Origin of the sequence: Streptomyces sp. NPDC060194, assembly GCF_042728285.1 — a bacterium.
Lineage (GTDB): Bacteria > Actinomycetota > Actinomycetes > Streptomycetales > Streptomycetaceae > Streptomyces.
The window spans coordinates 1-23,193 of sequence record NZ_JBHWZH010000045.1 but is presented as its reverse complement, the minus strand read 5'-3'; the positions used below and the strand labels follow the sequence as shown (position 1 = coordinate 23,193).

At 75.0% G+C, this 23,193-nt stretch carries 14 protein-coding genes and 1 pseudogene; 7 read left to right on the top strand and 8 right to left on the bottom strand.

The features are described from left to right. The first annotated feature begins 233 nt into the window (after positions 1 to 233). The 3 genes from ACFWEG_RS12850 (at position 234) to ACFWEG_RS12840 (ending at position 4,218) form a co-directional block, all read left to right on the top strand. Complete coding sequence (locus tag ACFWEG_RS12850; RefSeq protein WP_387213139.1) at positions 234 to 1,037, top strand: hypothetical protein; 804 nt, start codon at positions 234 to 236, stop codon at positions 1,035 to 1,037. A 360-nt stretch (positions 1,038 to 1,397) separates the two neighbouring features. Continuing rightward, positions 1,398 to 3,521, top strand: coding sequence for a sensor histidine kinase (locus ACFWEG_RS12845; protein ID WP_387213136.1), 2,124 nt, complete (start codon positions 1,398 to 1,400; stop codon positions 3,519 to 3,521). Next, positions 3,511 to 4,218 (top strand): response regulator, encoded by a 708-nt coding sequence (locus tag ACFWEG_RS12840; RefSeq protein WP_387213133.1) that lies wholly within the window; start codon positions 3,511 to 3,513, stop codon positions 4,216 to 4,218. Before ACFWEG_RS12845 ends, ACFWEG_RS12840 begins: the two co-directional genes overlap by 11 nt. Here the strand turns inward: ACFWEG_RS12840 and ACFWEG_RS12835 are convergent. The 3 genes from ACFWEG_RS12835 to ACFWEG_RS12825 form a co-directional block, all read right to left on the bottom strand. Next, positions 4,178 to 4,456, bottom strand: coding sequence for a hypothetical protein (locus tag ACFWEG_RS12835; protein WP_387213130.1), 279 nt, complete (start codon positions 4,454 to 4,456; stop codon positions 4,178 to 4,180). The genes ACFWEG_RS12840 and ACFWEG_RS12835 overlap by 41 nt on opposite strands. Positions 4,457 to 4,928: 472 nt before the next feature. Continuing rightward, positions 4,929 to 6,683, bottom strand: coding sequence for an MFS transporter (locus ACFWEG_RS12830; protein WP_387213127.1), 1,755 nt, complete (start codon positions 6,681 to 6,683; stop codon positions 4,929 to 4,931). A 273-nt stretch (positions 6,684 to 6,956) separates the two neighbouring features. Next, positions 6,957 to 9,782 (bottom strand): D-alanyl-D-alanine carboxypeptidase, encoded by a 2,826-nt coding sequence (locus ACFWEG_RS12825; RefSeq protein ID WP_387213124.1) that lies wholly within the window; start codon positions 9,780 to 9,782, stop codon positions 6,957 to 6,959. 206 nt (positions 9,783 to 9,988) lie between these two features. On the opposite strand from ACFWEG_RS12825, the gene ACFWEG_RS12820 reads away from it, so the two are divergent. The 3 genes from ACFWEG_RS12820 to ACFWEG_RS12810 all read left to right on the top strand — a co-directional run bounded on the left by ACFWEG_RS12820 (position 9,989) and on the right by ACFWEG_RS12810 (position 12,292). Continuing rightward, positions 9,989 to 10,705, top strand: a complete 717-nt coding sequence (locus ACFWEG_RS12820) for a GPP34 family phosphoprotein (RefSeq protein ID WP_387213121.1) — start codon at positions 9,989 to 9,991, stop codon at positions 10,703 to 10,705. Between the two features lie 273 nt (positions 10,706 to 10,978). After that, positions 10,979 to 11,854, top strand: coding sequence for a helix-turn-helix domain-containing protein (locus ACFWEG_RS12815; protein WP_387213118.1), 876 nt, complete (start codon positions 10,979 to 10,981; stop codon positions 11,852 to 11,854). A gap of 231 nt (positions 11,855 to 12,085) precedes the next feature. Then, entirely contained in the window at positions 12,086 to 12,292 is a 207-nt protein-coding gene (locus ACFWEG_RS12810) for a DUF397 domain-containing protein (protein WP_387213115.1), read from the top strand. A gap of 166 nt (positions 12,293 to 12,458) precedes the next feature. On the opposite strand, the gene ACFWEG_RS12805 is transcribed toward ACFWEG_RS12810, so the two are convergent. The 5 genes from ACFWEG_RS12805 to ACFWEG_RS12785 all read right to left on the bottom strand — a co-directional run bounded on the left by ACFWEG_RS12805 (position 12,459) and on the right by ACFWEG_RS12785 (position 20,551). Beyond that, positions 12,459 to 13,586 carry an ADP-ribosylglycohydrolase family protein gene (locus ACFWEG_RS12805; RefSeq protein WP_387213112.1) on the bottom strand — a complete coding sequence of 376 codons (1,128 nt, stop codon included), beginning with the start codon at positions 13,584 to 13,586 and terminating at the stop codon, positions 12,459 to 12,461. Positions 13,587 to 13,771: 185 nt separating this feature from the next. Beyond that, positions 13,772 to 15,196: a flotillin family protein gene (locus ACFWEG_RS12800; RefSeq protein ID WP_387213109.1), complete on the bottom strand. Its 1,425-nt coding sequence runs from the start codon at positions 15,194 to 15,196 to the stop codon at positions 13,772 to 13,774. A gap of 254 nt (positions 15,197 to 15,450) precedes the next feature. Then, positions 15,451 to 15,966, bottom strand: a complete 516-nt coding sequence (locus ACFWEG_RS12795) for a hypothetical protein (RefSeq protein ID WP_387213106.1) — start codon at positions 15,964 to 15,966, stop codon at positions 15,451 to 15,453. Between the two features lie 157 nt (positions 15,967 to 16,123). Further along, on the bottom strand, positions 16,124 to 18,697 hold the full coding sequence (locus ACFWEG_RS12790; RefSeq protein ID WP_387213103.1) for a bifunctional FO biosynthesis protein CofGH: 2,574 nt from the start codon (positions 18,695 to 18,697) through the stop codon (positions 16,124 to 16,126). A gap of 279 nt (positions 18,698 to 18,976) precedes the next feature. Further along, entirely contained in the window at positions 18,977 to 20,551 is a 1,575-nt protein-coding gene (locus ACFWEG_RS12785; protein ID WP_387213100.1) for an APC family permease, read from the bottom strand. Positions 20,552 to 20,875: 324 nt separating this feature from the next. Between ACFWEG_RS12785 and ACFWEG_RS12780 the strand changes: the two are divergent. Further along, positions 20,876 to 22,729, top strand: a pseudogene (locus ACFWEG_RS12780) (BTAD domain-containing putative transcriptional regulator); the annotation flags it as partial. Positions 22,730 to 23,193 lie beyond the last annotated feature (464 nt).

The window sequence follows — 23,193 nt, the reverse complement described above, 5'->3', positions numbered from 1 at the left end:
CGCGTGACCTGACGGCTGTTCAACGTGCGTGCCCCGCAACGCTGTTCCCGGCCGCCCCCCGAATAGCCCGAACGGGCGGGACATCCGTCCCATGCGGCCGGGACGCCGGGCGCGCGAGGGTGGGTGCCGCGCGGGGGCTCGACGGCCCGGGGGGCCAGGTCCTCGGGGGACAGGGCCAGGGGGAGGGCCCCCGCGCGCCTCATCGGGAACGCACAAGGAGAGCAGGGGGAGCCATGTCAGCACAGGTGACGGGGGCGGCGGACGGGACCGGACGGTCGGGATCCGCGTGGGCGACGGGGGCGACGGGGGCGACGGAGTCGCCGGGCACGACGGGGACGCCCGCGGCGGGCTCCGCACACGCCCCGCACGGCGCCGGGCCCGGCGAGGCCCGGGCCGCGGTCGCGGAGGGCCGCGGCTGGGCCTGGGGAGCGATCGCCGCGGGGATCGGCGGCGTGCTGGTGTTCGCCGCAGCCGGCCCGCTGTGGCCGTACGCGGAGAGCGACCTGCGCGACAACGCGCTGATGGTCGGCAAGCTGGAGGACTCCCACATGTGGTGGGTCTACGCCGTCCAGTTCGCGTTCACGCTCGCCGCGTTCGGGGCCGTGCTGTTCGCGGCCGGACTGCGGCGGCGGCTGGAGCGGCAGTGCCCGGCGGGCAGTCTGGTGCCGGTCACCGCCTACCTCGGGCTGCTGCTCACGGGGGTGATGTCCCTGGTGGGCACGGGGATGGGGACGGAGTCGTTCTTCGCGGTGCAGCAGCGCGACAAGGCGGACCCGGACACGGTCATCACCCAGCTCGCCCAGCTCGGCACGTACGGATGGCTGTGGACGGGGCTGCTGCTCACGGCGGCGGCGCTGGTCGTGGCGGCGTTCCGGCAGGGGGCGGTGAGCCGGTGGATCGGCGTCGTCAGTGCGTTGTTCGCGGTCGTGGCGTTGATCGTGGCGCTGGCGCCGTTCCAGTACATGGCGTTGTTCGTCGGGGCGCCGTACCTGCTGGTGCTCGGGGCGGGGTTCGCGTTCGGGCGACGCGAGGCCTAGAGCGGCGGCGGCGTGGGCTTCGCGGCGGGGGCCTTGGGCGGCGGGCGACCAGGGCGCGGCGGCCTTGGGCGGCGGGCGACCATGGCTTCGCGGCTTCGCCGCGGGTACCGGCCTCCGGCCGGTGGCCTCAAACGCCGGCCGGGCTGAATGTGTTGGGCCACCGCTCGCCAGCCGAGCCGAGTACTTGGGCCACCGCTCGCCAGCCGAGCCGAGTACTTGGGCCACCGCTCGCCGGCCGAGCCGAGCGTTTCGGACCTCCCTCGCCGGCCAGGCCGAAGGTTCCGGGCCTCCGTTCGTTCCGCTCCTGACAAGACCGGCGCCCGCTGGGACCATCCCTCCGTGGGGGAAGAAGTGAAAGCCGTGAGATCGGCGCCGGTGGCGCACCGCGTCGCCGCCTGTGCCGTGCTCGCCGTGTCGTGGGGGCTCGCCGCCGCCGCGCTCGTCGCGCGGGTGCGGGTGGAGGTGCCGTGGGCGAACGCGCAGTGGTACGTCGTCGTGGACGCCGCCGACGCGGTGGTCTACGGCCTGGTGGCCGCGGTGGTGCTGCGGCGGCGGCTGCACCCGGTCGGGTGGCTGGTCGCGCTGACGGCCGTCGGGGGCGGGGCCGCGGGGCTGGCCGGGGCGCTGGCGCTGCGGTATCCGGTGGACGCCGTGCCGCCGGCGTGGACGCTGCTGCAGTCGGTGGCGTGGGTGCCGGGGACGCTCGCGCTGATGCTGGTCATCCCGTACCTGGTGACGGACGGCCACCGGCCGCGCCCGCTCGGGCGGGCCCTCGCGCTGACCGGCGGCGGGCTGGTGATCGCGGGGACGCTGGTGACCCGGCTCACCGACCCGTGGCCGTGGCCCGGCGCGCCGGAGACGTTCTCCCCGTTCGCGATCCGGGACGAGGGCTGGGCGCGGATCGTCATGCCGCTGAACACGTGGATCATGGGGGCCGCGGTGGTCCTCGGGCTCGTGGCCGCCGCGTACGCCGCGCACCGCAGGCGGCGCGACCCGCGGGCGCGCGGGCTCGGGTGGCTGGCGATCGGGACCGCGCTGCTCACGCTGACGTTCGTGCCGCTGGTGCTGTGGCCGGAGGACGGCGGCGGGCCGCACCTGGAGCTGTTCACGCCGCTGACGCACCTCGCGTCGCAGGCGTTCTTCCCCGCGGCCGTGCTGGTCGCGGTGCTGGGGCAGCGGCTGTGGGGCATCGACCTGGCGGTCAGCCGCACGCTGGTGTGGTCGCTGCTCACGGGGATGCTCGTGTCCGGGTACTTCCTGATCGTCGCCGCGCTCGGTCTCGTGCTGCCGGGCGAGGGCACGCTGTCGCGGGTGGTCGCGACGGCGGCGCCGGCCGCGCTCGTGCAGCCGCTGCGGGGCTGGCTGCAGCGGCGGGTCGACCGGCTGGTGTACGGCGAGGGCGCGACGCCCGCGCTCAGCCGGGTGGGCCGCCGGCTCAGCGCCGGCGCGGACACCCCGCGCGAGACGCTCGCGGGGATGGCGGAGAGCGTCGCCGCGTCGTTCAACCTCGGCGCGGTACGGGTCCTCGACGCGGCGGGCGGGGCCGTGGTGACGGTGGGCGCGCCCGGCCCGCGCGGGGAGCTGACCGACGTCCCGCTGGTCGTCGGCGGGGAGCCGGCCGGCGCGCTGCACGTCTGGCCGCGCCCCGGGGAGCGCCTCGACCGGCGGGCCCGCGCCGCGCTCGCGGAGGTCGCCCCGGTGGTCGCGAGCGCCGTCCACCTGGCCGCCGTCACGGAGGCGCTGCGCGAGTCGCGCGGCCGGCTCGCCGCCGCACGGGACGACGAACGGCGGCTTCTGCGACGGGAGTTGCACGATCAGATCGGCCCCGCGCTCGCCGGCATCGGCCTGGGCCTCGCCGCCGTCCGCAACCTCCCGCCGGAGGCGGCCGACCCGCTGCTCGTCCGGCTGCGGGCGGAGGTCGACGCCCGGGTGGAGGAGGTACGGGTCCTGGCGCGCGGCCTGGTGCCGCCCGTCCTCGCCGAGCTCGGACTCCTACCCGCGCTGCGGGAGTTGGTGATGCGCTACGAGGCCGACGGGCTCGCCGTCGTCGTCCGCGCGGACGGCGACCCGCCCGAGCCCGCGCCGGAGGTCGCCGGCGCGGTCTACGCGGTCGTCGCCGAGGCCGCGCGCAACGTGGCCCGGCACTCCGGCGCCCGCACCTGCGTCGTGGAGCTGCGCCGTACGGCGGACGCCGGCCTCGTCGTCACCGTCGAGGACGACGGCCGCGGCATCGACGACGCCACCGTCCGGCCCGGTGTCGGCACCACGTCCGTCCGCGAGCGCGCGGAGGGCGTCGGCGGCACGGTCGCCTGGGGGCCGGGCCGGGACGGCCGCGGCACCCGCCTGACGCTGCGCGTCCCCGACGCGGGGGCGGCGGCCGACGTCCCGGGCGGGCAGGCGGGGGCGGTCGCGCCACCGCGGACCGGCGCGCACGACGGCGCGGTGGCCGACGTCAGGGCCGGGGCGGTGGACCGTGGCGAGTGACCGCGGCCCCGACGGCGCCCGCGTCGGCCCGGACGGTGACGGCGTCACGCGGGTGCTCGTCGTCGACGACCACCCCGTCTTCCGGATGGGGATGTCCGCGCTGCTCGGCTCGCTGCCCGGGCTCGACGTCGTCGGGGAGGCGGAGACGGCCGAGGGGGCGGTGGCCGCGGCGCGCGAGCACCGGCCGGACGTGGTGCTGATGGACCTGCACCTGGGCGACCACGCCCCGTCGGGGATCGAGGCGACGCGGGAGGTGCTGCGGCACCGGCCCGGTACGGCGGTGCTGGTCGTGACGATGCTGGACGACGACGACTCGGTGTTCGCCGCGATGCGGGCGGGGGCGCGGGGCTATCTGCTGAAGGGGGCCGCGCCGGCCGAGATCGACCGGGCGGTGCGGACGGTGGCGGAGGGCGGGGTGGTCCTCGGGCCCGCCGTCGCGTCGCGCGCGATGGCGTACCTCACCGGGCTGCGCAGTCCCGGTGCGGCGCCGACGCCCCTGCCCGAGCTGACGTCACGCGAGCGGGAGCTGCTGGACCTCGTGGCGCGCGGGCTCGACAACCTGGCGATCTCCCGGCGGCTCGCCCTGAGCCCGAAGACCGTCCGCAACCACCTCTCCAACATCCTCGCGAAGCTTCAGGCGGCGAGCAGGGCGGAGGTCATCGTCCGGGCGCGGCAGGCAGGGCTCGGGGGGGCGTGACGGACGCCGCCGTCCGCCGCCGGGCCCGGCGGGCGCGCTCGCGGACCCGCAGGGCGCGGGGCGGGGACCACGCCGCGCCGATCAGGAGGAAGCCGACGCCGGCCGTCAGCGGCAGGGCGAGGAGGTGGCCGAGGCCGGTCGGGCGCATCAGGGCGGTGGTGCCGATGGCGACGGTGATGATCGCGGCGAGGGAGGCGAGGAGGGTCAGGAGGCGGAGCAGGGTGATCGTCCAGCGCATGGGGGAGGCCTCTCGGTGGGGCAGGCGGGGCGGTCCCTCCGGAGAGTGCTCCGGAATGGGGCCGGTCATGCGTGCGAGCGGTGATCGACTCGCGGGTGTGTCGCCCCCCCGGCCCCCCTTCGCGGCTCCGCCGCGGATGCACGGGCTGCGCCCGGGCGGCCTCAAGCGCCGGCCGGGCTGAAAGTTTTCGCGGCTCTGACGCGCTCAGTTGCTCGCGGCTCCGCCGCGGATGCACGGGCTGCGCCCGCGCGGCCTCAAGCGCCGGCCGGGCTGAGAGTTTTTACGGCTCGGACGCGCTCACCAGTTCACGGCTCTGCCGCGAATGCACGGGCTGCGCCCGCGCGGCCTCAAGCGCCGGCCGGGCTGAAAGTTTTTGCCCGCCTCGGCGGAGAAGGCTCAGCCCTCGGCGGGGAAGGCTCAGCCCTCGGCTGGCAATGGCCCCGCCTCGGCCGAAAGTCCCGGTCTCTCCCCGCTACCGCAACTCCTCCGGGCACCCCGTCCCCCGCGGCAGCTGGTACGGCGCGGCCAGGCGGTAGATGCCGGCGTGGGGGGCGACGAGGACGGTCCACTCGTCGCCGGTCTCGTCCTTCTCGGCCGGCATGAGGCAGCCGGAGGTGTTGACGTACTCGCCGGTGTCGTCGTCGCGTCGGGGGGCTTCGAGGCTGCGGCCGGTGGCGTCGACGAGGCCGAGCCAGGGGGTGTAGGGGACGCGGACGAGGGCGCGGCCGGGTTCGCGGAGGCGGACGGTGAGCTGGCCGTCGCCGGCGTGGTCGACGGTGGCGGGCGGGTCGGCGAGGGGGACGGGGTTGCGGACGGCGTAGAGGGTCCAGTGGGGGTCGGACCAGATCTCGCGGAGGTAGGGCTGGCCTTGGAGGAGCAGTTCGGCCTCGCGGACGCCGCCGCCGTCCTCGTCGGGGCGGCCCTCGGGGAGGACGACGTAGTGGACGGCCCAGCGGCGGAGCCAGTCGTGGTAGGTGGCGGCGTTGAGGGTGCCGTCGTAGAAGAGGGTGTGGCGCTCCATGTCCGCCTGCCGGTTCCAGCCGCGGGCGAGGTTGACGTACGGGGAGAGCGCGGAGGCGTCGCGGTGACTGCTGGGCGGGACGACCTCGACCCGCCCCCGGTCCGCGCCGGCGGACTCCAACCGGGCGATGAGCGGCGCGAGTTCGCGGTTCCACGCGGCGACGGGCCGCATCTGGACGACGTCCTCGACGGACTTGTACCCGATCCACCCGACGAACGCGGCGCAGGCGAGGAGCAGCGCGGTGGCGCGGCTGAGGAGGGGCCACGGGCGCGGCGGGAGCGCGGCGACGAGGACGGTCCCGGTGAACAGCATCGCCAGCCGGGTGATGTTGGAGCCGATCTGCGAGTCGACGGCGGCGCACACGAGGACGGCGGCGGCGTAGATCGCGGCGGTCAGGCGGACCGTGCGCCACTCGCACGGGCAGAGCAGGAAGACGGCGGCGGAGGCGAGGACGGGCAGCAGCGCCGAGACGAAGCCCATGGGCTGGGTGCCGGAGAACGGGAACAGCCAGGACGACACGACGACGACCACGACCGGAGCGAGCCCCAGCGCGAACGCGGCGGGGCGGCGGCGGGACAGGAACAGCGCGGCCGCCACCAGCCCCACGAACAGTCCCGCCACGGGGCTCGCCGCCGTCGCCAGCGCCGCGCACACCGCGGCCGCGACCGCCTTGCCGCGCCGCAGCCAGCCGTGCGGGGGGCAGAACACGCAGGCGACCGCCGCAAGACCGAACATCGTCCCCAGCGCGAACGTCACCCGCCCCGACGCGGCGTTGCACATCAGCGCGAACACGCCGGTCAGGGCGGCGGGGTAGACGTAGGGGGTCGCCCGCGTGCGGGTCAGGACGAGGGTCAGCAGGCCCGCGGCGACCGTGCCCGCCGCCATCATCGTCGTCCGCACGCCGAGCACCGACATCAGGTACGGCGAGAGGACGCTGTAGGAGACCGGGTGCATGCCGCCGTACCAGGCGAGGTTGTAGGCCGAGTCCGGGTGGCGGCCGACGAACTCCGCCCACGCGTCCTGCGCGGCGAGGTCGCCGCCGCTGGAGCTGACCGTGAACAGCCACACCAGGTGGGCGAGCGCGGCGATCGCCGTCACCACGGTGGCGGGGTGGCGGGCGCGCGCCCAGCGGCCGGGGCGCGGCCCCTCCCCCGCCCGCTGCGCGGGGATCGCGGCGGGTGCGTCGGACCGGACCTCAGCGCGCATGCTCCCCCTGTCGGACGGGTTACGGGACCCCTGCTGGAGGCTCGATTCTAGGTTGCGGCACCGACAACGCCGCGGTGCGGCTCCGCCGCAGGAGCCGACCACGGCGGGCGCGGACGGTCGCGGCGCTCGGCACCGCGGGCTGTCCCCGCCCTTCCCCGAGCTCTCGGCCCCCGCTCGCGCAGGGGGCACCCCGCTCGCCCTGCGGCACGACTGCCCGCAGCGAGGTGGGGTGACGACAGTGCCGCCGCCCGCCCCGGTCAGCGTGCCCGCGCCCTACCCCACGCGGGTCAGCTTGTCCGTGAAGCCCGGTTCCGTCAGGTCGGACTGCAGGGCGACCGGGACCGCGGTGCGGCCGGGACCCGTGCCCGCCGCGAGGGAGCCGACGACGGTGCCGGCGTCCGCGGAGTGGGGGACCGTTTCGCCGCCGTCGGTGAGGCGGAGGTCGACCTTCAGGCCGCCCCAGCCGACCGCCTTGAGGTCCTTCGTGGTGACGACGGGCGTCTGCCCGCCGAGCCCGTCGTCGACGTGGCCGACGACCGTCCCCTTCTTGACGACCGTCGCCGAGGTGACGCCCGCCTGCGCGGCCTGGATCAGCTTGTAGCTGTTGTCGAGGGACAGCTGCAGGCTCTCGTAGACGATGCCGCTGCCGGCCTGCTGGTTCATGACGACGCCGAGGATGCGGCGCGGCTTGCCGTCGACCTCGGTCTGCGCGGACCACATGAGGTTGCCGCCGGCCGGCGTGGACGAACCGGTCTTGATGCCGCTGACGCCGGGCCGCAGCAGCAGCGTGTTGTTGTTGTAGATCTTGCCGTCGATGCCCTCGACGTCGGTGTCCGGCATGTCGACGATCTTCCGGAAGACGTCGTTCTTCATCACCGCCGCGGCGAGCTTGAGCTGGTCCTCCGCGGTGCTGACGGTCTCCTTCTCCAGGCCGCTGGGGTCGGTGTACGTCGTGTTCTTCATCCCCAGGTCGTCCGCCGCGGCGTTCATCTTGGCGACGAAGGACTTGGTGTCGCCGGCGTCCCAACGGGCCAGCAGGCGGGCGACGTTGTTGCCGGAGGGGATCAGGAGCAGCTGCAGCATCTGCTGCTCGCTGAACTTCTGGCCCTCCTCCAGCTTCGCCGTCGACTCGTCGGCCGAGGCCGACTCCTTCTCGGCCTGCGCGTCGACCTCGATCGCCGGACCGGGCTCGTCGCCCTTGAGCGGGTGCTCCTTGAGGATGACGTAGGCGGTCATCACCTTCGCGACGCTCGCGATCGCCTTCGGCTCCTGCTTGCCCTCGGTGCCGAGGCTGCCGACGCCCTCCACGGAGACCGCGGACTGCCCCTGACCGGGCCACGGCAGCCGCAGGTCGTCCCCGTCGAAGGTGTACGACGCGTCGGAGGTGAGCGCGAGCTCGGGGGCCGGGAGCGGCCGGACGGCCTGCACGATCGCGAAGACGATCAGCAGCAGGACGAGCAGCGGCGTCCACACCTTGATCCGCCGCACGACGGTCCGCGTCGGCGTCTCCGGCGGCGGCGGGGTGTTCGTCAGCTCGGCGAGCAGGTCCAGCGGCGGCCGCGGGGGGACGGGCTGGGTGCGGGTGTGCTCGGCGTCGGGCACGGGGGCCTTCGCGGGCGCGGCCTCGCCCAGCGCGGCGGGGCGCTCGGGCGCGACGCTCTTCTCCGGCGCGGGCTTCTTCGGCCGCGCGGGCTCCGCCTTCCGCTCGTCCGGCCCCCGCAGCGGCACGAACGTGCTCGTCCGCTCCACGTCCGCCTCCGGCGGCGCCTTCACCGCGCGGAACACGGCCGTCCGCTGGTCCGGCTCCTCCCGCCGGTCCGCCTCCTTCCGCGCCGCCCCGACCCGGAACACCCCGGTCGGCTGATCGACCTTTACGTCTGCGTCTGCATCACCGTCGCCGTCCGCGGCGGCGTCCGCGGCCCCGCCCCGTACGCCGTCGTCGGCCGACGCCCGGTCCCGCGCGTCGGCGTCGGACGCGGCGGCCGGCAGCGCATCCTCGGGCCCGTCCTCCGGCTCGCCCCGACCATCCTCCGCGGCGGATTCCGCGGCCCCGTCCCGTACGCCGTCGTCGGCCGACGCCCGGTCCCGCGCGTCGGCGTCGGACGCGGCGGCCGGCGGCGCATCCTCGGGCCCGTCCTTAGGCTCGCCGCGACCGTCCTCCGCGGCGGCGTCCGCGGCCTTGCCCTCGGTGGCCGAATCCTTCGCCTCCGCCGCAGCGTCGGACTCGCCCTCCGCGCCCCCCGGCGCGTCCGCGGGCTGCTCGTCCACCTCGGCGACGGGCTCGCCGTCAGCGGTCGGCGGCGTGTCCTCGGGCTCGCGCGCGGCCGGGGCGGTCGGCCCGGCGTCAGCCGGGGCCGCGGTGTCCGAGGACGTCTCGCGCTCGGGCCGCTCGCCTTCATCTGCGGCTCCGGCCTTGTCGGCCGGTGCGTCCTCGTCCGTGGCGGGGGTGTCACGCTCGGCGTCGGCACCGGAGGCCGGGGCCTCGTCCGGGTCCGTCGTCGCGACCCATGCGGCGACCGCCTCGCGCAGGCGGGCGTCCTTGTCGGCGGGGGCGTCGGCGGAGGGGTCGGCGGGGGCGTCGGCGGGGACCGGAGTCTTCGCATCCGCATCGGCGGGGGGCGGGGGGAGCTCTTCGGTGGGGGCGTTGCCCGCGGCCGCGACGGGGTCGGTCTCGGCCGTCTCGGCGTCCGCGGCGACCGGGACCGGGCCGGACCCGGCCGGGTCCGCGTCGGGGGCGGAGGGCGCGGGGGCATCCTCGCGGGCCGGAGCGGCGTCGGAGGTGTCCGGGGTCGAGTCGGGGGCGTCGGGGGCGTCCGTGGGGCGCTCAGGGCCCTCCGCGGCCCCCTCAGGGGGCGCGGAGGGGGCGTCCGCACCGTCGGAGGGCTCCGCGGATCGCTCCGGCGCGGGCTCGTCGGCGCCGCGCGGCACGCGGAAGACCGCCGTCGGCTGGTCCGGCGCCGGCGCGCGCCCGCCCGGCCGCGGGACGGTGCCACCGCCGCCCTCACCCCGCACCGACAGCCGCGGATCACCCACCGACGAGGCCGTCCCCGCCGAGGACGCCTTCCGCTGCTCCGACCTGTCGGGGGTCTCGCCCGCCACCGATGCCTCCTCAATACGCCGCGCGAGCCGTCCCTGCCGGTCCGCTCGCCTGTCCGAACCATCTACCAGTGTCCTGTGTGCCCCCCTGGCAACCGTGCCAGACGAGTACGACATACCTTCCGGTTCCGGCACGAACCGGTCAGGCACTCTCGACAAGCCAATGTGAGAGGGGTCACCCTGTCACTCATCCACGCGGGGAGGCATGGATGGGCAAGAGCCGCAGAACAATTCCTGAGGAGCTTCTGCTGCTCGCCCTGGACCCGGCCACGGGTACCACGGCGCAGCCGCAGTCGCTCGACCTCGGCCTGGCAGGCGCACAGCTAGTGGAGCTGGCGCTGGCAGGACGGATAGCCCCAGACGGGGATCGTATCGCCGTGGTGATGCCACGGCCGACCGGAGATCCGACTTTGGACTCCGCGCTCGAACTGCTGCGCAGGCGCGGCAGTCCCGTGCGCGCCGTCCACTGGATAGGCGGGCCCCGACTGGGGCTCCGCCAGACGTATCTCTCGCATCTGGAGCGGTGCGGCATGGTGCATGCCGTGGCGGGCCAGATGTGCGGGGTGCTGCCGACGACGCGCTACCAGGCGACCGAGTCGGTGACCAGCAGGGAGATCAAGGCACGGCTCGACTCCGCGATCCGCACCGGCGTCCCGCCGGACCCCCGGACCGCGGCGCTCGCCGCCCTCGCCCACGCGGTGGGGCTCGGCAAGCACCTCTACCCCGGCAACGAGGGGCGCTCCTCGCGCTCCCGCCTCCGGGACCTGATCCGGCACGACCCCATGGGCGGCCTCGTGGCGCACGCCGTGATGGACGTCCAGAACGGGGTCGCCGCCCAGCCCCGCCGGGACCGGGCCGGGGCGCAGCAACCGTCGCAGGCGCAACGCCGGCCGGCGGAGACGATGGCCCGGGCCGTCGCCCACTGACGCCGCGTCACGTCGGCGTCGCAGCAAGCCCGTTCCGGGAGCCGCACGCGGCGCGCGGGGCGGCGGACCTTCCGTCCGGCCGGTACGCACCGGCCGCGGCGAAAGGTTTCGCCGCCCCGCGTGTCCGTGTCCACCGCCGAGACGGGCCTGGTGGGGAGTTTTCCAGCGCGGACCCGCACCGTAGTGGCAACCTGCTCGGAAGCAGTGACAGTCAGTCAGCGAGCAAGCGCGCACGCGGGCATCGGGCGTGCGCAAGCCGGAGGTGCACCTACCGTGGCGTCCAATGTCAATCCCACCGTCAGGCGGCGTCGTCTGGGCCAGGAGCTGCGCCGGCTGCGCGAGCTCAAGGGCATGACGGCCGAGGAGGTCGCGGAGCGCCTGCTGGTGTCCCAGTCGAAGATCAGCCGACTGGAGAACGGCCGCCGCTCGATCAGCCAGCGCGACGTGCGCGACCTGTGCGGGGTGTACGAGGTCGAGGACATCCGGATCGTCGACTCGCTGATGCAGATGGCCAAGGACAGCCGCCAGCAGGGCTGGTGGCACGCGTTCGGCGACATCCCCTACAGCGTCTACATCGGCCTGGAGACCGACGCGGCCAGCCTGCGCCTGTTCGAGTCCCAGGTCATCCCCGGCCTGCTGCAGACCCGCGCCTACGCGCAGGCGATGGTCCAGGGCGGGGCGCCGGAGTCGACGCCGGCCGAGATCGAGAAGCGGGTCCAGGTGCGGCTGCGCCGCCAGGAGCGCATCTTCGACGAGTCGCCGCTGCGGCTGTGGGCGGTCCTCGACGAGGCGGCGCTGCGGCGGGCGGTGGGCGGCGGACCGGTGATGGTCGAGCAGCTGGAGCACCTCATCGAGCTGTCCAACCTGCCGCACGTCACCGTGCAGGTCATGCCGTTCAGCATGGGCGCGCACCCCGGGGTGACCGGGCAGTACGCGATCCTGGAGTTCCCCGACACCTCCGACTCCAGCGTCGTCTACATCGAGGGCGTCACCAGCGACCTGTACCTGGAGAAGACGAACGACGTCCAGAAGTACGCGGTGATGTACGAGCACCTGCGGGCGCAGGCGCTCAACGCCGACCAGTCGCGCGGGTACATCATCGAGATCGCGAAGAGCTTCGCGCGCGGGTCGGGGCTCCAGCCGGGCTGAGCGGGGGCCTCCTCGCTGGGCCCCAAGTCCCCAACAGGAGGGCCGAATTCCGGCCACCTCGACGGTGAAGCGGGAACCGTACACCCTCGCCGCCCCCGGGCGGGAGGTACTTCTGGAATATGCCCCCAAGTCGAGTGAACGATGGGGCCCCAGTGGTGGGTCGGCGAGTAGCGTCGATCGCGCCATCAACGAATGGTGGCGCAAACGGAACTCGCGAACTCGGAGCAGAACATGGCAATTCAGCAGGGTGGCACGGACCGCTGGACGAAGTCCTCGTACTCGGCCGCGAACGGCGCCTGCGTCGAGGTGATGTCGCCGGTGCGGGACATCGCCGTGCGGGACTCCAAGGTGGTGTCGGGGCCCGCGATCTCCTTCGAGTCCGGGTCGTGGAACGCGTTCGTCACCCAGGTGGGCCGGGGTTCGTTCGACATCGGCTGATGTCGGCCCCGGCGATACCCGGTACGTCGTGCACGATCGTCCCCCCACAGCACCACAGGCACCACAGGCACCACCCACGGGCCCTCTCGACTGGTTCGCCGTCCCGGCCGAGGGGGCACGCCTGTGCCCGGACGCGGCCCGTTCCCACAGGCGCCCCGCCGCCGGCTCAGGCGCGCGGGTAGCGGGCGAGCCAGCCCGGGGCGGAGGCGGCGGGGCCGTGGAGCGCTGCGCCCTGCGTCATCTCCATGGCGAAGTCGTCCGCCAGCTCCAGGACCGTGGCCCGGCCCTCCAGCTCCACCAGCCAGCCCGGCGGCAGCGCCGTCTCGCCGTGCAGCGCGCCGAGCAGCCCCCCGCACAGCGCCCCCGTCGCGGCCGAGGGCCCGCCGTGGCTCACCGCGAGCCGCAGCCCGTGCCGTACGTCCTCGGCGACCAGCGCGCAGTACACGGCGACGGCCAGCGCCTCGTCGGCCGCGGCCCCCGGGGCGCCGCCCGCGCCGAGCGCCTCGACCCGCTCCGCCGACGGCAGCCCCTGCCGCACGGCGCCGAGCGCGCGCTGCAGGGCCTCGGTCACCGGCTCGTGGCCGGCGCGGGCCGCGAGCAGGCCGAGCGCCCGCTGCACGGCCGCGTCGAGCCCCTCGCCGCGCGCCAGCGCGTGCACGACCACGGCGTACGCGCCGGCCGCGAGGTACGCGACGGGGTGGCCGTGGGTCTGCACCGCGCCCTCCACGGCGAGCTGCATCACGAGCTGCGGCTCCCAGCCGACGAGCAGCCCGAACGGGCCCGAGCGGGTCACCGCCTCCGGGCCGCGGGCGGTCGGGTGGCGGGGGGAGTCGAGGGTGCCGACGCGTTCGTCGGCGAGCGCGCGCAGGCAGTCGCGGGAGGCGTCGCGGCGGGCGTAGAGCCACTCCTCGCGGGCCAGCCAGCCGTCGTCCTTGCGGCGCTCGTCGGGGCCCCACTCCTTCTGCGTGGCGTACCAGCGGCGGTAGGCGCGGTGCAGGTCGGTGGGCGGGTGCCAGGCGCCGGTGTCGCGGCGGACCTGGGCGCGCACCAGGCCGTCGACGGTGAACAGGGCGAGCTGGGTGGCGGCGGAGACGGCGCCGCGGCGGCCGTGCGCGGGGACGAGGTCGCCGACGCCGTCGGGGCCGTGCGCGGCCCGGATCTCCGCGAGCGAGGCGGCCGCGACGCCGGTGCCCAGCGCGTCGCCGAGCGCGGTGCCGAGCAGTGTGCCGCGCACCCTGCTCCGGAAGTCCTGCTGCTCGACGCGGCCCCACACGGCGGTTCCTGCTGCGCTCATGGCGCTGCACTGTAATCGACCGATCGGAACGCGAACGGCAGCAGGATGCTTTGCGAAGTGTCGGCCAGGTCGACGTTTTTGACCGGATCGCTCCGATCGCTCCGATCGCTCCGATCGCTCCGCTCACGCCGAAAGCCGAGGGGCGCGTCCCCCGGTGGCCCCGGCGGACGCGCCCCTCGCACCGATCAGCCGACGTCGATCTGCCCCTGCTTCGGGTGGCCGTTCACGTCGTGGTCGCCCGAGCGCTGCGCGGTGATGCCCTTGAGCATCTCGACGATGTCCACGCCCGTGGTCGAGTTGAGGAGCTCGACGCCCTGGGCGACGTTGTCGGCGACCGTGCGGGAGAGCTGGCTCGCGCCGTCGGTGGAGATGACCGTCATCTTGTCGATCGCGCTCATCGGCTCCGACGCCTTCGCGACGACGTCCGGCAGCACCTGGACGAGCATCTGCAGGACGGCCGCGTCGCCGTACTGCGCGAACGCCTCCGCCTTCTTGCGCATCGCGTCGGCCTCCGCCGCGCCCCTCGCGCCGATCGCGGCGGCCTCGGCCTCGCCCTCGATGCGGACGGCGTCGGCGAGCGCGGCGCGGTGCGCCTTCTCGCCCTCACCGGTCAGCCGGGCCCGCTGGGCGTCGGCCTCCGCCTCCTTGACCTGCGCGATCCGGCGGGCCTCCGCCTCCTGCTCGGCCTGGTAGCGGGCCGCGTCGGCCGGCTTGCGGACCTTGGTGTCGAGTTCGCGGTCGGTCAGGGCGGCCTGCCGCTCGGCGACCTTCTCCTGCTCGGTGAGGACCTCCTGCTGGCGGGCCGCCTCGGCGAGCGGGCCGGCCGCGTTGGCCTTGGCGGCGGCCGCCTCGGTCTCGACGCGGATCTCCGCCTGCTTCAGGTAGAAGGTCCGCTCGGCGATCGCGATCTCCTCGGCGGCCTTCAGGCGGGCCTGCTCCGAGGCGCGCTTGGCGATCGCCTCCGCGATGTCCGCCTCCTGGCGGGCGCGGGCGGCCTCCGGGCGGCCGAGGTCCTCCAGGTAGGAGCCCTCGGTGGTGATGTCCTGGATCTGGAACGCGTCGAGGACCAGGCCCTGGCCGCTGAGGGAGGCCTCCGCCTCCTCGGCGACCTGGCCGGCGAACGCGGCCCGGTCGCGGATGATGTCCTCCACCGACATCCGCCCGACGATCGCGCGCAGCGCGCCGGACAGCACCTCCTGGGTGAAGCCGACGATCCCGTTCTGCTGCTGCAGGAACCGCTGGGCGGCGGCCCGGATCGCGTCCTCGCTGCCGCCGACCTTGACGATCGCGACGCCCTCCAGGTTCGCCTTCACCCCGCGCAGGGTGACCGCGCCGCGGACCGAGATCGGGATGTGCCGGGAGGAGAGGTCGAGGGTGAACTTCTGCTGCACGAACGGCACGACGAACACGCCGCCGCCGACCACGACCTTCTGGCCGCTGTTGTCGGTCGACACCCGCCCCGTCTCCGGGTCGATCGACCGCTTCCCCCGCCGCCCGGTGATGATGAACGCCTCACTGGGCCCGGCGACCTTGTACCGCGTGATGACGACGAGCGCGAGCAGGACCAGGAGTACGACGACTCCGGCCACCGCGATGAGAACGGGACTCATGTGGATACCCCCATGGATGTGCGTGTGTGCGTACAGGTGTGGCGGGGTGGAGCGGGTGGTGCGGGCGTGGCACAGGGTGGGGCCGGTGGTGCGGGCGCGGCGTCGTGGGGAGCGGGGTGGTGCGCGCTCGGCGGCGGGTGGGAAGCGGCGTCGCGGCACCGGCGCCGGGTGGAGCGGGGTGCGCTCGGCGGGTGCCGGGCGGCGGGGCTACGGCGGCGGGCCCTGTGACGTCGTGCGGTGGACGGCCGTCCCGCTCAGCGTTCGACCGGGCGGACCGCGACCGAGGTCGATGACAGGGAGGCCTCGACCCAGACCTCGGCCCCCCGGGCCAGCGGGACGGTGGAGCGGGCGGCGAACTTCACCGGCGCGCCGGCGACCCGGAGCATGACCTCGCCGTAGCCCTCGACGGGGATCGGCGTCACGACCGTGCCCGAGCTGCCGATGAGGTCGCTGCCGCGGGGCGTCCCGTCCGTCTGGTCCCGCATCAGCGCCCTGCTGAACCGCAGCGCGCCCCAGCCGGCCACCACTCCCCCGCCGACGCCGACCGCCGCGGCGGGACCGGCCCCCATGCCGGTCGTGCCCAGCGCGATCGCCGCCGCGAACCCGAACATCGACGTGAACCCGGCGAGCACCGGCAGCGAGAACAGCCCCTCGAAGAGGCCCTCCAACGCGCTGACCCCGTCGAACAGCCCCTCCAGCACCCCGTCGAACACCAGCGACAACGCGAGCAGCACCAGCCCCGCGATCCCGATCCCCAGAAAAACGGCCACCGCGTCCTCCCCCCTGTCCGGCCTACCGGAACCCTCTCCCACGACCCCACCCGAACACACTGCCGGACCCCGGCAGTCTTTACACGCCCTTGACACCGGGCGCGGTTCCCGTCGGACCCGCAGGGTTTCGCGGGCGGGCCCCACCCTCCCCCCGCTCTCAGTCCAGGACCGGAAGGAGGTCCGGGAGGTGGCCGTCGGAGGCGCGGGCGGCCTCGACGCGTTCGGCGGGGACGTCGCCGTAGAGGGTGGTGCGGGGGCGGGAGGGGCGGCCGGCGGCGGTGGCGATGGACTCCAGGTCCTGGATGGACCGGTAGGAGCCGTAACGGGAGCCGGCCATACGGGAGATGGTCTCCTCCATGAGCGTGCCGCCGAGGTCGTTGGCGCCGGAGCGGAGCATCTCGGCGGCGCCCTCGGCGCCCAACTTCACCCAGCTGGTCTGGATGTTGGGGATGTGCGGGTGCAGGAGGACGCGCGCCATCGCGGTGACCGCGCGGTTGTCGCGGGTCGTCGGACCGGGGCGGGCGATGCCGGCCAGGTAGACGGGCGCGTTGGTGTGGATGAAGGGGAGGGTCACGAACTCCGTGAAGCCGCCGGTGCGTTGCTGGATCGCGGCGAGCGTGCGGAGGTGGCCGAGCCAGTGCCGCGGCTGGTCGACGTGGCCGTACATCATGGTGGAGGACGAGCGCAGCCCCACCTCGTGCGCGGTCTCGACGACCTCGATCCAGGAGGCGGCCGGCAGCTTGCCCTTGGTGAGGATCCAGCGGACCTCGTCGTCGAGGATCTCGGCGGCGGTGCCGGGGATCGAGTCGAGGCCCGCCTCCTTCGCCGCGGTCAGCCACTCGCGGATCGACAGGCCGGTGCGCGAGGCCCCGTTGACGACCTCCATGGGCGAGAACGCGTGCACGTGCATGCCGGGCACGCGCTCCTTCACCGCGCGGGCGATGTCGAAGTACGCGGTGCCGGGCAGGTCGGGGTGGATGCCGCCCTGCATGCACACCTCGACCGCGCCGACGTCCCACGCCTGCGCGGCCCGGTCGGCGACCTGGTCGAGGGAGAGGGTGTAGGCGTCGGCGTCGGTGCGGCGCTGGGCGAACGCGCAGAAGCGGCAGCCGGTGTAGCAGACGTTGGTGAAGTTGATGTTGCGGGTGACGACGTACGTGACCTCGTCGCCGTTGACCGTCCTGCGGATGTCGTCGGCGATCCGGCAGAGCGCGTCGAGGGCGGGGCCGTCGGCGTGCAGGAGGGCGAGGGCCTCGTCGTCGGTGAGCTTCGTCGGGTCGTCGGCGGCCTGACGCAGCGCGGCGCGGACGTCGGTGTCGATGCGCTGGGGGACCATTCCGGGCGCGGCGGCCTCCTTGAGCTCCGCCCAGTCGCCGTAGACCGCGTCGAAGTCGTCGCGGCGGTCGCCGGTGCGGCCCTCGGTGTCGATCGTGCGGTGCAGGTCGGTGCGGCCCGTCGCGGTGAACGCCTCGTCGGGCTCCTGCCAGGGCAGGCCGACGGGGGCCGCGTCCTCGCGGGCGAGGCCCGTCTCGGCGTCGGCGAGCGCGCGGACGTGCGGGAGCAGGCGCGGGTCGAGCCACGGCTCGCCCCGGGCGATGAACTCCGGGTAGATCGTGAGGCGTTCGCGCAAGCAGAAGCCCGACTCGGCGGTACGGGCGCGGAGTTCGTCGATGTGCGGCCAGGGGCGCTCGGGGTTGACGTGGTCGGGGGTCAGCGGGGAGACGCCACCCCAGTCGTCGATGCCGGCGTCCACGATCAGCGCGTACTCGGCGTCGACGAGGTTCGGCGGGGCCTGGATACGGGCGTCGGGGCCGAGCAGCAGCCGGGTCACGGCGATCGTCGCGGCGAGCTCCTCCAGCTCCGCGTCGGGCATCCCGCGCATCGCCGTGTCCGGCTTGGCGCGGAAGTTCTGGACGATGACCTCCTGGATGCCGTGGTAGGCGCGGGAGACCTTCCGGAGCGCGAAGACGGACTCGGCGCGCTCCTCGTAGGTCTCGCCGATGCCGATGAGCAGGCCGGAGGTGAAGGGGACGTTGGAGCGGCCCGCGTCCTCCAGAACGCGCAGGCGGACGGCGGGCTCCTTGTCCGGGGAGCCGTGGTGGGGGCCGCCGGGCTCGCTCCACAGGCGGGTCGCGGTCGTCTCCAGCATCATCCCCATGCTGGGGGCGACGGGCTTGAGCCGCTGGAGGTCCTGCCAGGTCATCACGCCGGGGTTGAGGTGCGGGAGGAGGCCGGTCTCCTCCAGGACCCGGATCGCCATCGCGCGGACGTAGGCGAGGGTGTCGTCGTAGCCCTCCGCCTCCAGCCACTCGTGCGCCTCGGGCCAGCGGTCCTCGGGGCGGTCGCCGAGGGTGAACAGGGCCTCCTTGCAGCCCGCGGCCGCGCCCTTGCGGGCGATGTCCAGGACCTCGTCCGGGGAGAGGAACATGCCGTGGCCCGCGCGGCGGAGCTTGCCGGGGACGGTGACGAAGGTGCAGTAGTGGCACCTGTCCCGGCAGAGGCGGGTCAGGGGGATGAAGACCTTCTTGGAGAACGTGATGACGCCCGGCCGGCCCGCGGCCTCCAGGCCGGCGTCCCGCACCCGGGCCGCCGCGGCGGACAGGGCGGTGAGGTCCTCGCCGCGGGCCTGCAGCAGGACCGTCGCCTCGGTGGCGTCGAGGGCGACGCCGTCCCTCGCCCTGCGCAGGGCGCGGCGCATCGCGTTGGCCGTGGGCATCGTCACGTCAGTCATGCGCCCGAGCATATGTTCCGTACCCCGGCCCCCCGTCAGGACTCCGTCCCGCCCCCCGGACCGCGACTCCGCGACAGCCCCGGGCGGCGGCGAGGAGTCTCGCGGCTCCCGGGCGCAGGTGCGCGCGGCGGTCGCGGCCGTCACGTGGCGGCGGGCGCGGGGGCCTGAGCGGCCGGCAGCGGGGCCTCGCGGCTCCGCCACGGGTACCCGCCTCCGGCCGGCGGCCTCGGACGCCGGCCGGGCCGAGAGTTCTCGGCGGGTCGGGTCGTCCTGCCGCGCTCAGTCCTCGACCACCAGGGACGGGGTCTCCTTGGTGAGGACCTCGCCGCGGAAGAACGCCGGGCTGAGGCGGGACATCACCGTCATCAGGACCGCGCCCAGCAGCAGCAGGCCGACGCCGATGACGAAGACGGAGCCGACGCCGAGGACGGAGGAGCCGCTGCCGTAGGCGGGGTCCCACATGTCGTAGAGGGTCTTGGCGAAGACCGCGGTGAGCAGGACGCCGCCGACGCCGGGGCACAGCGCCTTGAAGAGGAAGTCGCGCGACGAGCGGGTGAGCTCGTGCCGGAAGTACCAGACGCAGGCGAACGCGGTGAGCGCGTAGTAGAAGCAGATCATGAGCCCGAGGGCGTAGATCGTGTCGACGAGGACGTTCTCGCTGAGGAGCGTCATGACGGTGTAGAAGACGCCGGTGGCGACGCCGGCCCAGACGGTGGCCCGGCCCGGGGTCTTGAACCGCGGGTGGACGCGGGCGAAGGAGGCGGGCAGCGCCTCGTAGGTGGACATGGCTAGGACGGTGCGGGCGACGGGGATGAACGTCGTCTGCAGGCTGGCCGCCGCGGAGGCGAGGACGGCGACGAACAGCAGGACGCCGAGGCCGGGGCCCATGACGGGGCCGGCGAGTTCGGCGAAGACGTTGGAGGAGGTCTCGGGGTTCGCGAGGCCGAGCCCGGTGTCGCCGGAGCCCACGAGCATCTGCGCGGCGACGGCGGTGGCCAGGTACGCGCCGACGAGGACGACCATGGAGATGAGCGCGGCCCGCCCGGGGGTCCGGTCGCTGCCGACGGTCTCCTCGTTCGCGGTGAGGCAGGTGTCCCAGCCCCAGTACATGAAGATCGAGAGCGAGAGGCCCGCGGTGAACGCGGCGAAGGACTGGACGGCGAACGGGTTCATCCACGACCAGGAGAAGGAGGCGGAGGTCGGGAAGTCGACCGAGCCGGCCTTCGCGAAGGCCATCACGACGAAGACGGCGAGCACGGCGAGCTGCAGGCCGACCAGCGCGTACTGCACGCCCTTGGTCGCGGTCATCCCGCGGTAGCTGATCGCGGTGGCGGCGGCGATGAACACCAGGCAGGTCACGATGTGGACCGGTTTGCTGTCGTCCAGCGCGGCGACCGCGTCGCTGCCGGTGACCTCGCCCGCGAGGAGCCAGAAGAAGGAGGTGGCGACACCGGCCAGGTTGGAGAGGACGATGATCGTCGCGATGACGAGCCCCCACCCGCACATCCAGCCCACCCGCGGGCCGAACGCCTTGACCGTCCAGGTGAAGGACGTGCCGCAGTCGGGCATCACCCGGTTCAGCTCGCGGTAGGCGAACGCCACCAGGAGCATCGGGAGGAAGCCGGCGAGGAAGACGGCGGGCATCTGCAGCCCGACCTCGCCGGCGGTGGAGCCGAGGGTGGAGGTCAGGCAGTAGACGGGGGCGACCGTCGAGATGCCGATGACCGCGCTGCCGAGCAGCCCGACGGATCCGCCGCCGAGGCCCTTGCCCTGCACACCGCCGTCCTGGGCGGCTCCCGCGGAGCCGCCCCGTACCGTGTCTCCGGCCTTGGGCCGCGCATCGAGCTGGGTCATGGAGCGGACGCTATGTGATGCGGTTTCCACATCCGGAGGAGCGCACTCCGTTTGGGGAGGTGCGCACACGACCGGAGGGGCCGTTCATTGTGCGACATGAACGGGGCATGAACATTACTTGCCAAGGCCCGAACCCGGATTCGCTTGGCAATCCATGCCTGGCGGCAAGGCGCCCTGGATGCGAAAACCGCAGCGGTGTCCGTTATGCGGCATTCCAAATTTGTCCGCGGCGGATTCCGGTTGCTGACGCCACCCGCTCCGCAGGGCACACTGGCGTCCTCACGTGGGCGAACCGGCGGTCACGGCCCGGCAGGAGGCGACCGGATGAATGCCACCCCCCACTTCCGCGTCCTCGGACCCGTGCGCGCCGACGCCGGTGGCGTCACCCTACCCGCCGGGTCGCCGCAGCAGCGGGCGCTGCTCGCCGCGCTGCTGCTCAGGCCGGGGCGCACGGCGACGGCGGCGGAGCTGATCGACGCGCTGTGGGGCGACGCGCCCCCGTCGCAGGCGCTGGCGGCGATCCGGACGTACGCCTCCCGGCTGCGCAAGGCGGTGGGCGCGCAGGTGCTGGTCGGCGAGTCGGGCGGGTACACCGTGCGCCTACCCGGGCCGGCCGCGGAGCACCTCGACCTGGCCGAGGCCGAGGAGTGGTGGGCGCAGGCCGAGCGGGCGCGGGAGGTCGGCGACCGGTGCGGGGCGCGGGTCCTGGTCAACCGGGCGCTCGCCCTGTGGGAGGGCGAGCCGCTGGCCGGGGTGCCGGGCCCCTACGCGACCGCGCACCGGGCCCGGTTGGAGGAGTGGCGGCTGCAACTCCTCGAAGCGCGCCTCGACATGGACCTCGACGTCGGCTGCCACGCCGACACCGTCGCGGAGTTGACCGGGCTCATAGCCGACCACCCGCTGCGGGAGCGCCTGCGCGAGCTGCAGATGCTCGCGCTGTACCGCAGCGGGCGGCAGGGCGAGGCGCTCGCCGTCTACGCCGACACCCGCCGCCTGCTCGCCGACGAGCTCGGCGTCGAGCCCGGCCCCGCGCTCGCCGCGCTCCAGACCCGGATCCTCCGCGGCGACCCCGCCCTGAGCGACCGCCCCTCCGGCGAGGAGCTGGAACGCGCCCGCGCGGCGGCGGAGGCCTGCGGCACGGTCCTCCCGGCGGTGGCGGAAGGCGAGGACGGATCGGCGGCCCCTACGGATGCGGGCCGGGAGGCCGCGCCCGCCGCGGCGGCAGCGGGGAGCCCCGGCGCGACGTCCGCGACCGTGTCCGCCGGGTGCGAGCCCGCGCACGCGCGTCCGGCCGATCCCGACGACGGCCTTCGGCAACGCCGGGAGACGACCTGGCCGACGCCGGCCCAGCTCCCGCCCCGTACGGCTCACTTCACCGGCCGCCGGGCGCTCGCCGCCGCACTCGGGCGGGTGCTGGCGGGCGGGGGCGGGGACGGCGCGGACGCCCAGACGCCCGTCGTCGCGCTCACCGGCATCGGCGGCGTCGGCAAGACCGCGCTCGCCGTGCACCTCGCGCACGCGGTCCGCGCGCACTTCCCCGACGGGCAGCTGTACGCGGACCTGACCGGCGGCGAACCGTCGTGGCGGGCTCCCGACCCGGCCTGGGACGCGGCGGCCCGGTACGGCGCCGAACCGCTGCCCACCGGGAGCCGCCCGGTCCCGGCCGGCCGGGCGGCGCGCGGCGCCCCGCCCGCGGCCCCCGTCCATCCCGCGCACGTCCTCGGCGCGTTCCTGCGCGCACTCGGCGTACCCCCCGACGCCGTACCGGGTCCGCTCGCCGAGCGGACCGCGCTGCTGCGGTCCGCGCTCGCCGGGCGGCGGGTGCTGCTCGTGCTCGACGGCGTCCAGGACGCGGACCAGGTCCTTCCGCTGCTGCCGGGCGCGGCAGGCTGCGCGGTGGTCGTCACCGGGCGGGCGCGGCTGCCGGAGCTCGGGGCGGCGTACCCGGTCGACCTGGACGTGCTCTCGCCGGAGGAGTCGCTGCGGCTGTTCACCCGGATCGTCGGTGAGGAGCGGGTGCGCAGCGAGCGGCAGGCGGCGCTGGACACCGTCGCCGCCTGCGGGTTCCTGCCGCTCGCGCTGCGGATCGCCGGCGCCCGGCTCGCCGCCCGGCCGACCTGGGCCGTCTCCGTGCTCGCCGCGAAGCTCGCCGACGAGGACCGGCGGCTCGACGAGCTGAGCACCGGAGGCCTCTCGGTGCGGGCCGCGTTCGACCTGGGCCGGGCGCGGCTGTCGCCCGCGCAGGAGCGCGCCTTCCGGACGCTGTCGCGCGTCGGCCGCGACATCACCGTCACCGCCGCGTCCGCGGCGCTCGGGCTGCCGGCCGACGCGGCCGAGTCCCTCCTGGAGTCGCTCGTCGACCTCTCGCTCCTGGAGTCCGCCGCGCCCGGCCGCTACCGCTACCACCCGCTCGTCCGGCTCTACGCGCGTGCACCCGCCGACCACGGCGTTCATCGGACGTTTATGCCGGGCTGTCATGCTCAGCCCAGCGAACCACCGGCCGGGGGGCGGAGGGTTCGCGACGGGGGAGACCTGTCCGGCCACACCGCACGGGGGAGCGGCCGGACGGAATCCGTCTCGGGGCGCGGGGGGTAGGCGTCCCGGGGGTCGACGGCCGCGGTGGCTGAGGAGGGGAGCCACCG

Excerpts from the sequence above, each read along its gene's own strand:
- ACFWEG_RS12820 (WP_387213121.1), top strand. The coding sequence starts at position 9,989 with ATGGGCAAGAGCCGCAGAACAATTCCTGAGGAGCTTCTGCTGCTCGCC.
- ACFWEG_RS12835 (WP_387213130.1), bottom strand. The coding sequence starts at position 4,456 with ATGCGCTGGACGATCACCCTGCTCCGCCTCCTGACCCTCCTCGCCTCC.
- ACFWEG_RS12785 (WP_387213100.1), bottom strand. The coding sequence starts at position 20,551 with ATGACCCAGCTCGATGCGCGGCCCAAGGCCGGAGACACGGTACGGGGC.
- ACFWEG_RS12790 (WP_387213103.1), bottom strand. The coding sequence starts at position 18,697 with ATGACTGACGTGACGATGCCCACGGCCAACGCGATGCGCCGCGCCCTG.
- ACFWEG_RS12830 (WP_387213127.1), bottom strand. The coding sequence starts at position 6,683 with ATGCGCGCTGAGGTCCGGTCCGACGCACCCGCCGCGATCCCCGCGCAG.
- ACFWEG_RS12800 (WP_387213109.1), bottom strand. The coding sequence starts at position 15,196 with ATGAGTCCCGTTCTCATCGCGGTGGCCGGAGTCGTCGTACTCCTGGTC.
- ACFWEG_RS12805 (WP_387213112.1), bottom strand. The coding sequence starts at position 13,586 with ATGAGCGCAGCAGGAACCGCCGTGTGGGGCCGCGTCGAGCAGCAGGAC.
- ACFWEG_RS12810 (WP_387213115.1), top strand. The coding sequence starts at position 12,086 with ATGGCAATTCAGCAGGGTGGCACGGACCGCTGGACGAAGTCCTCGTAC.
- ACFWEG_RS12850 (WP_387213139.1), top strand. The coding sequence starts at position 234 with ATGTCAGCACAGGTGACGGGGGCGGCGGACGGGACCGGACGGTCGGGA.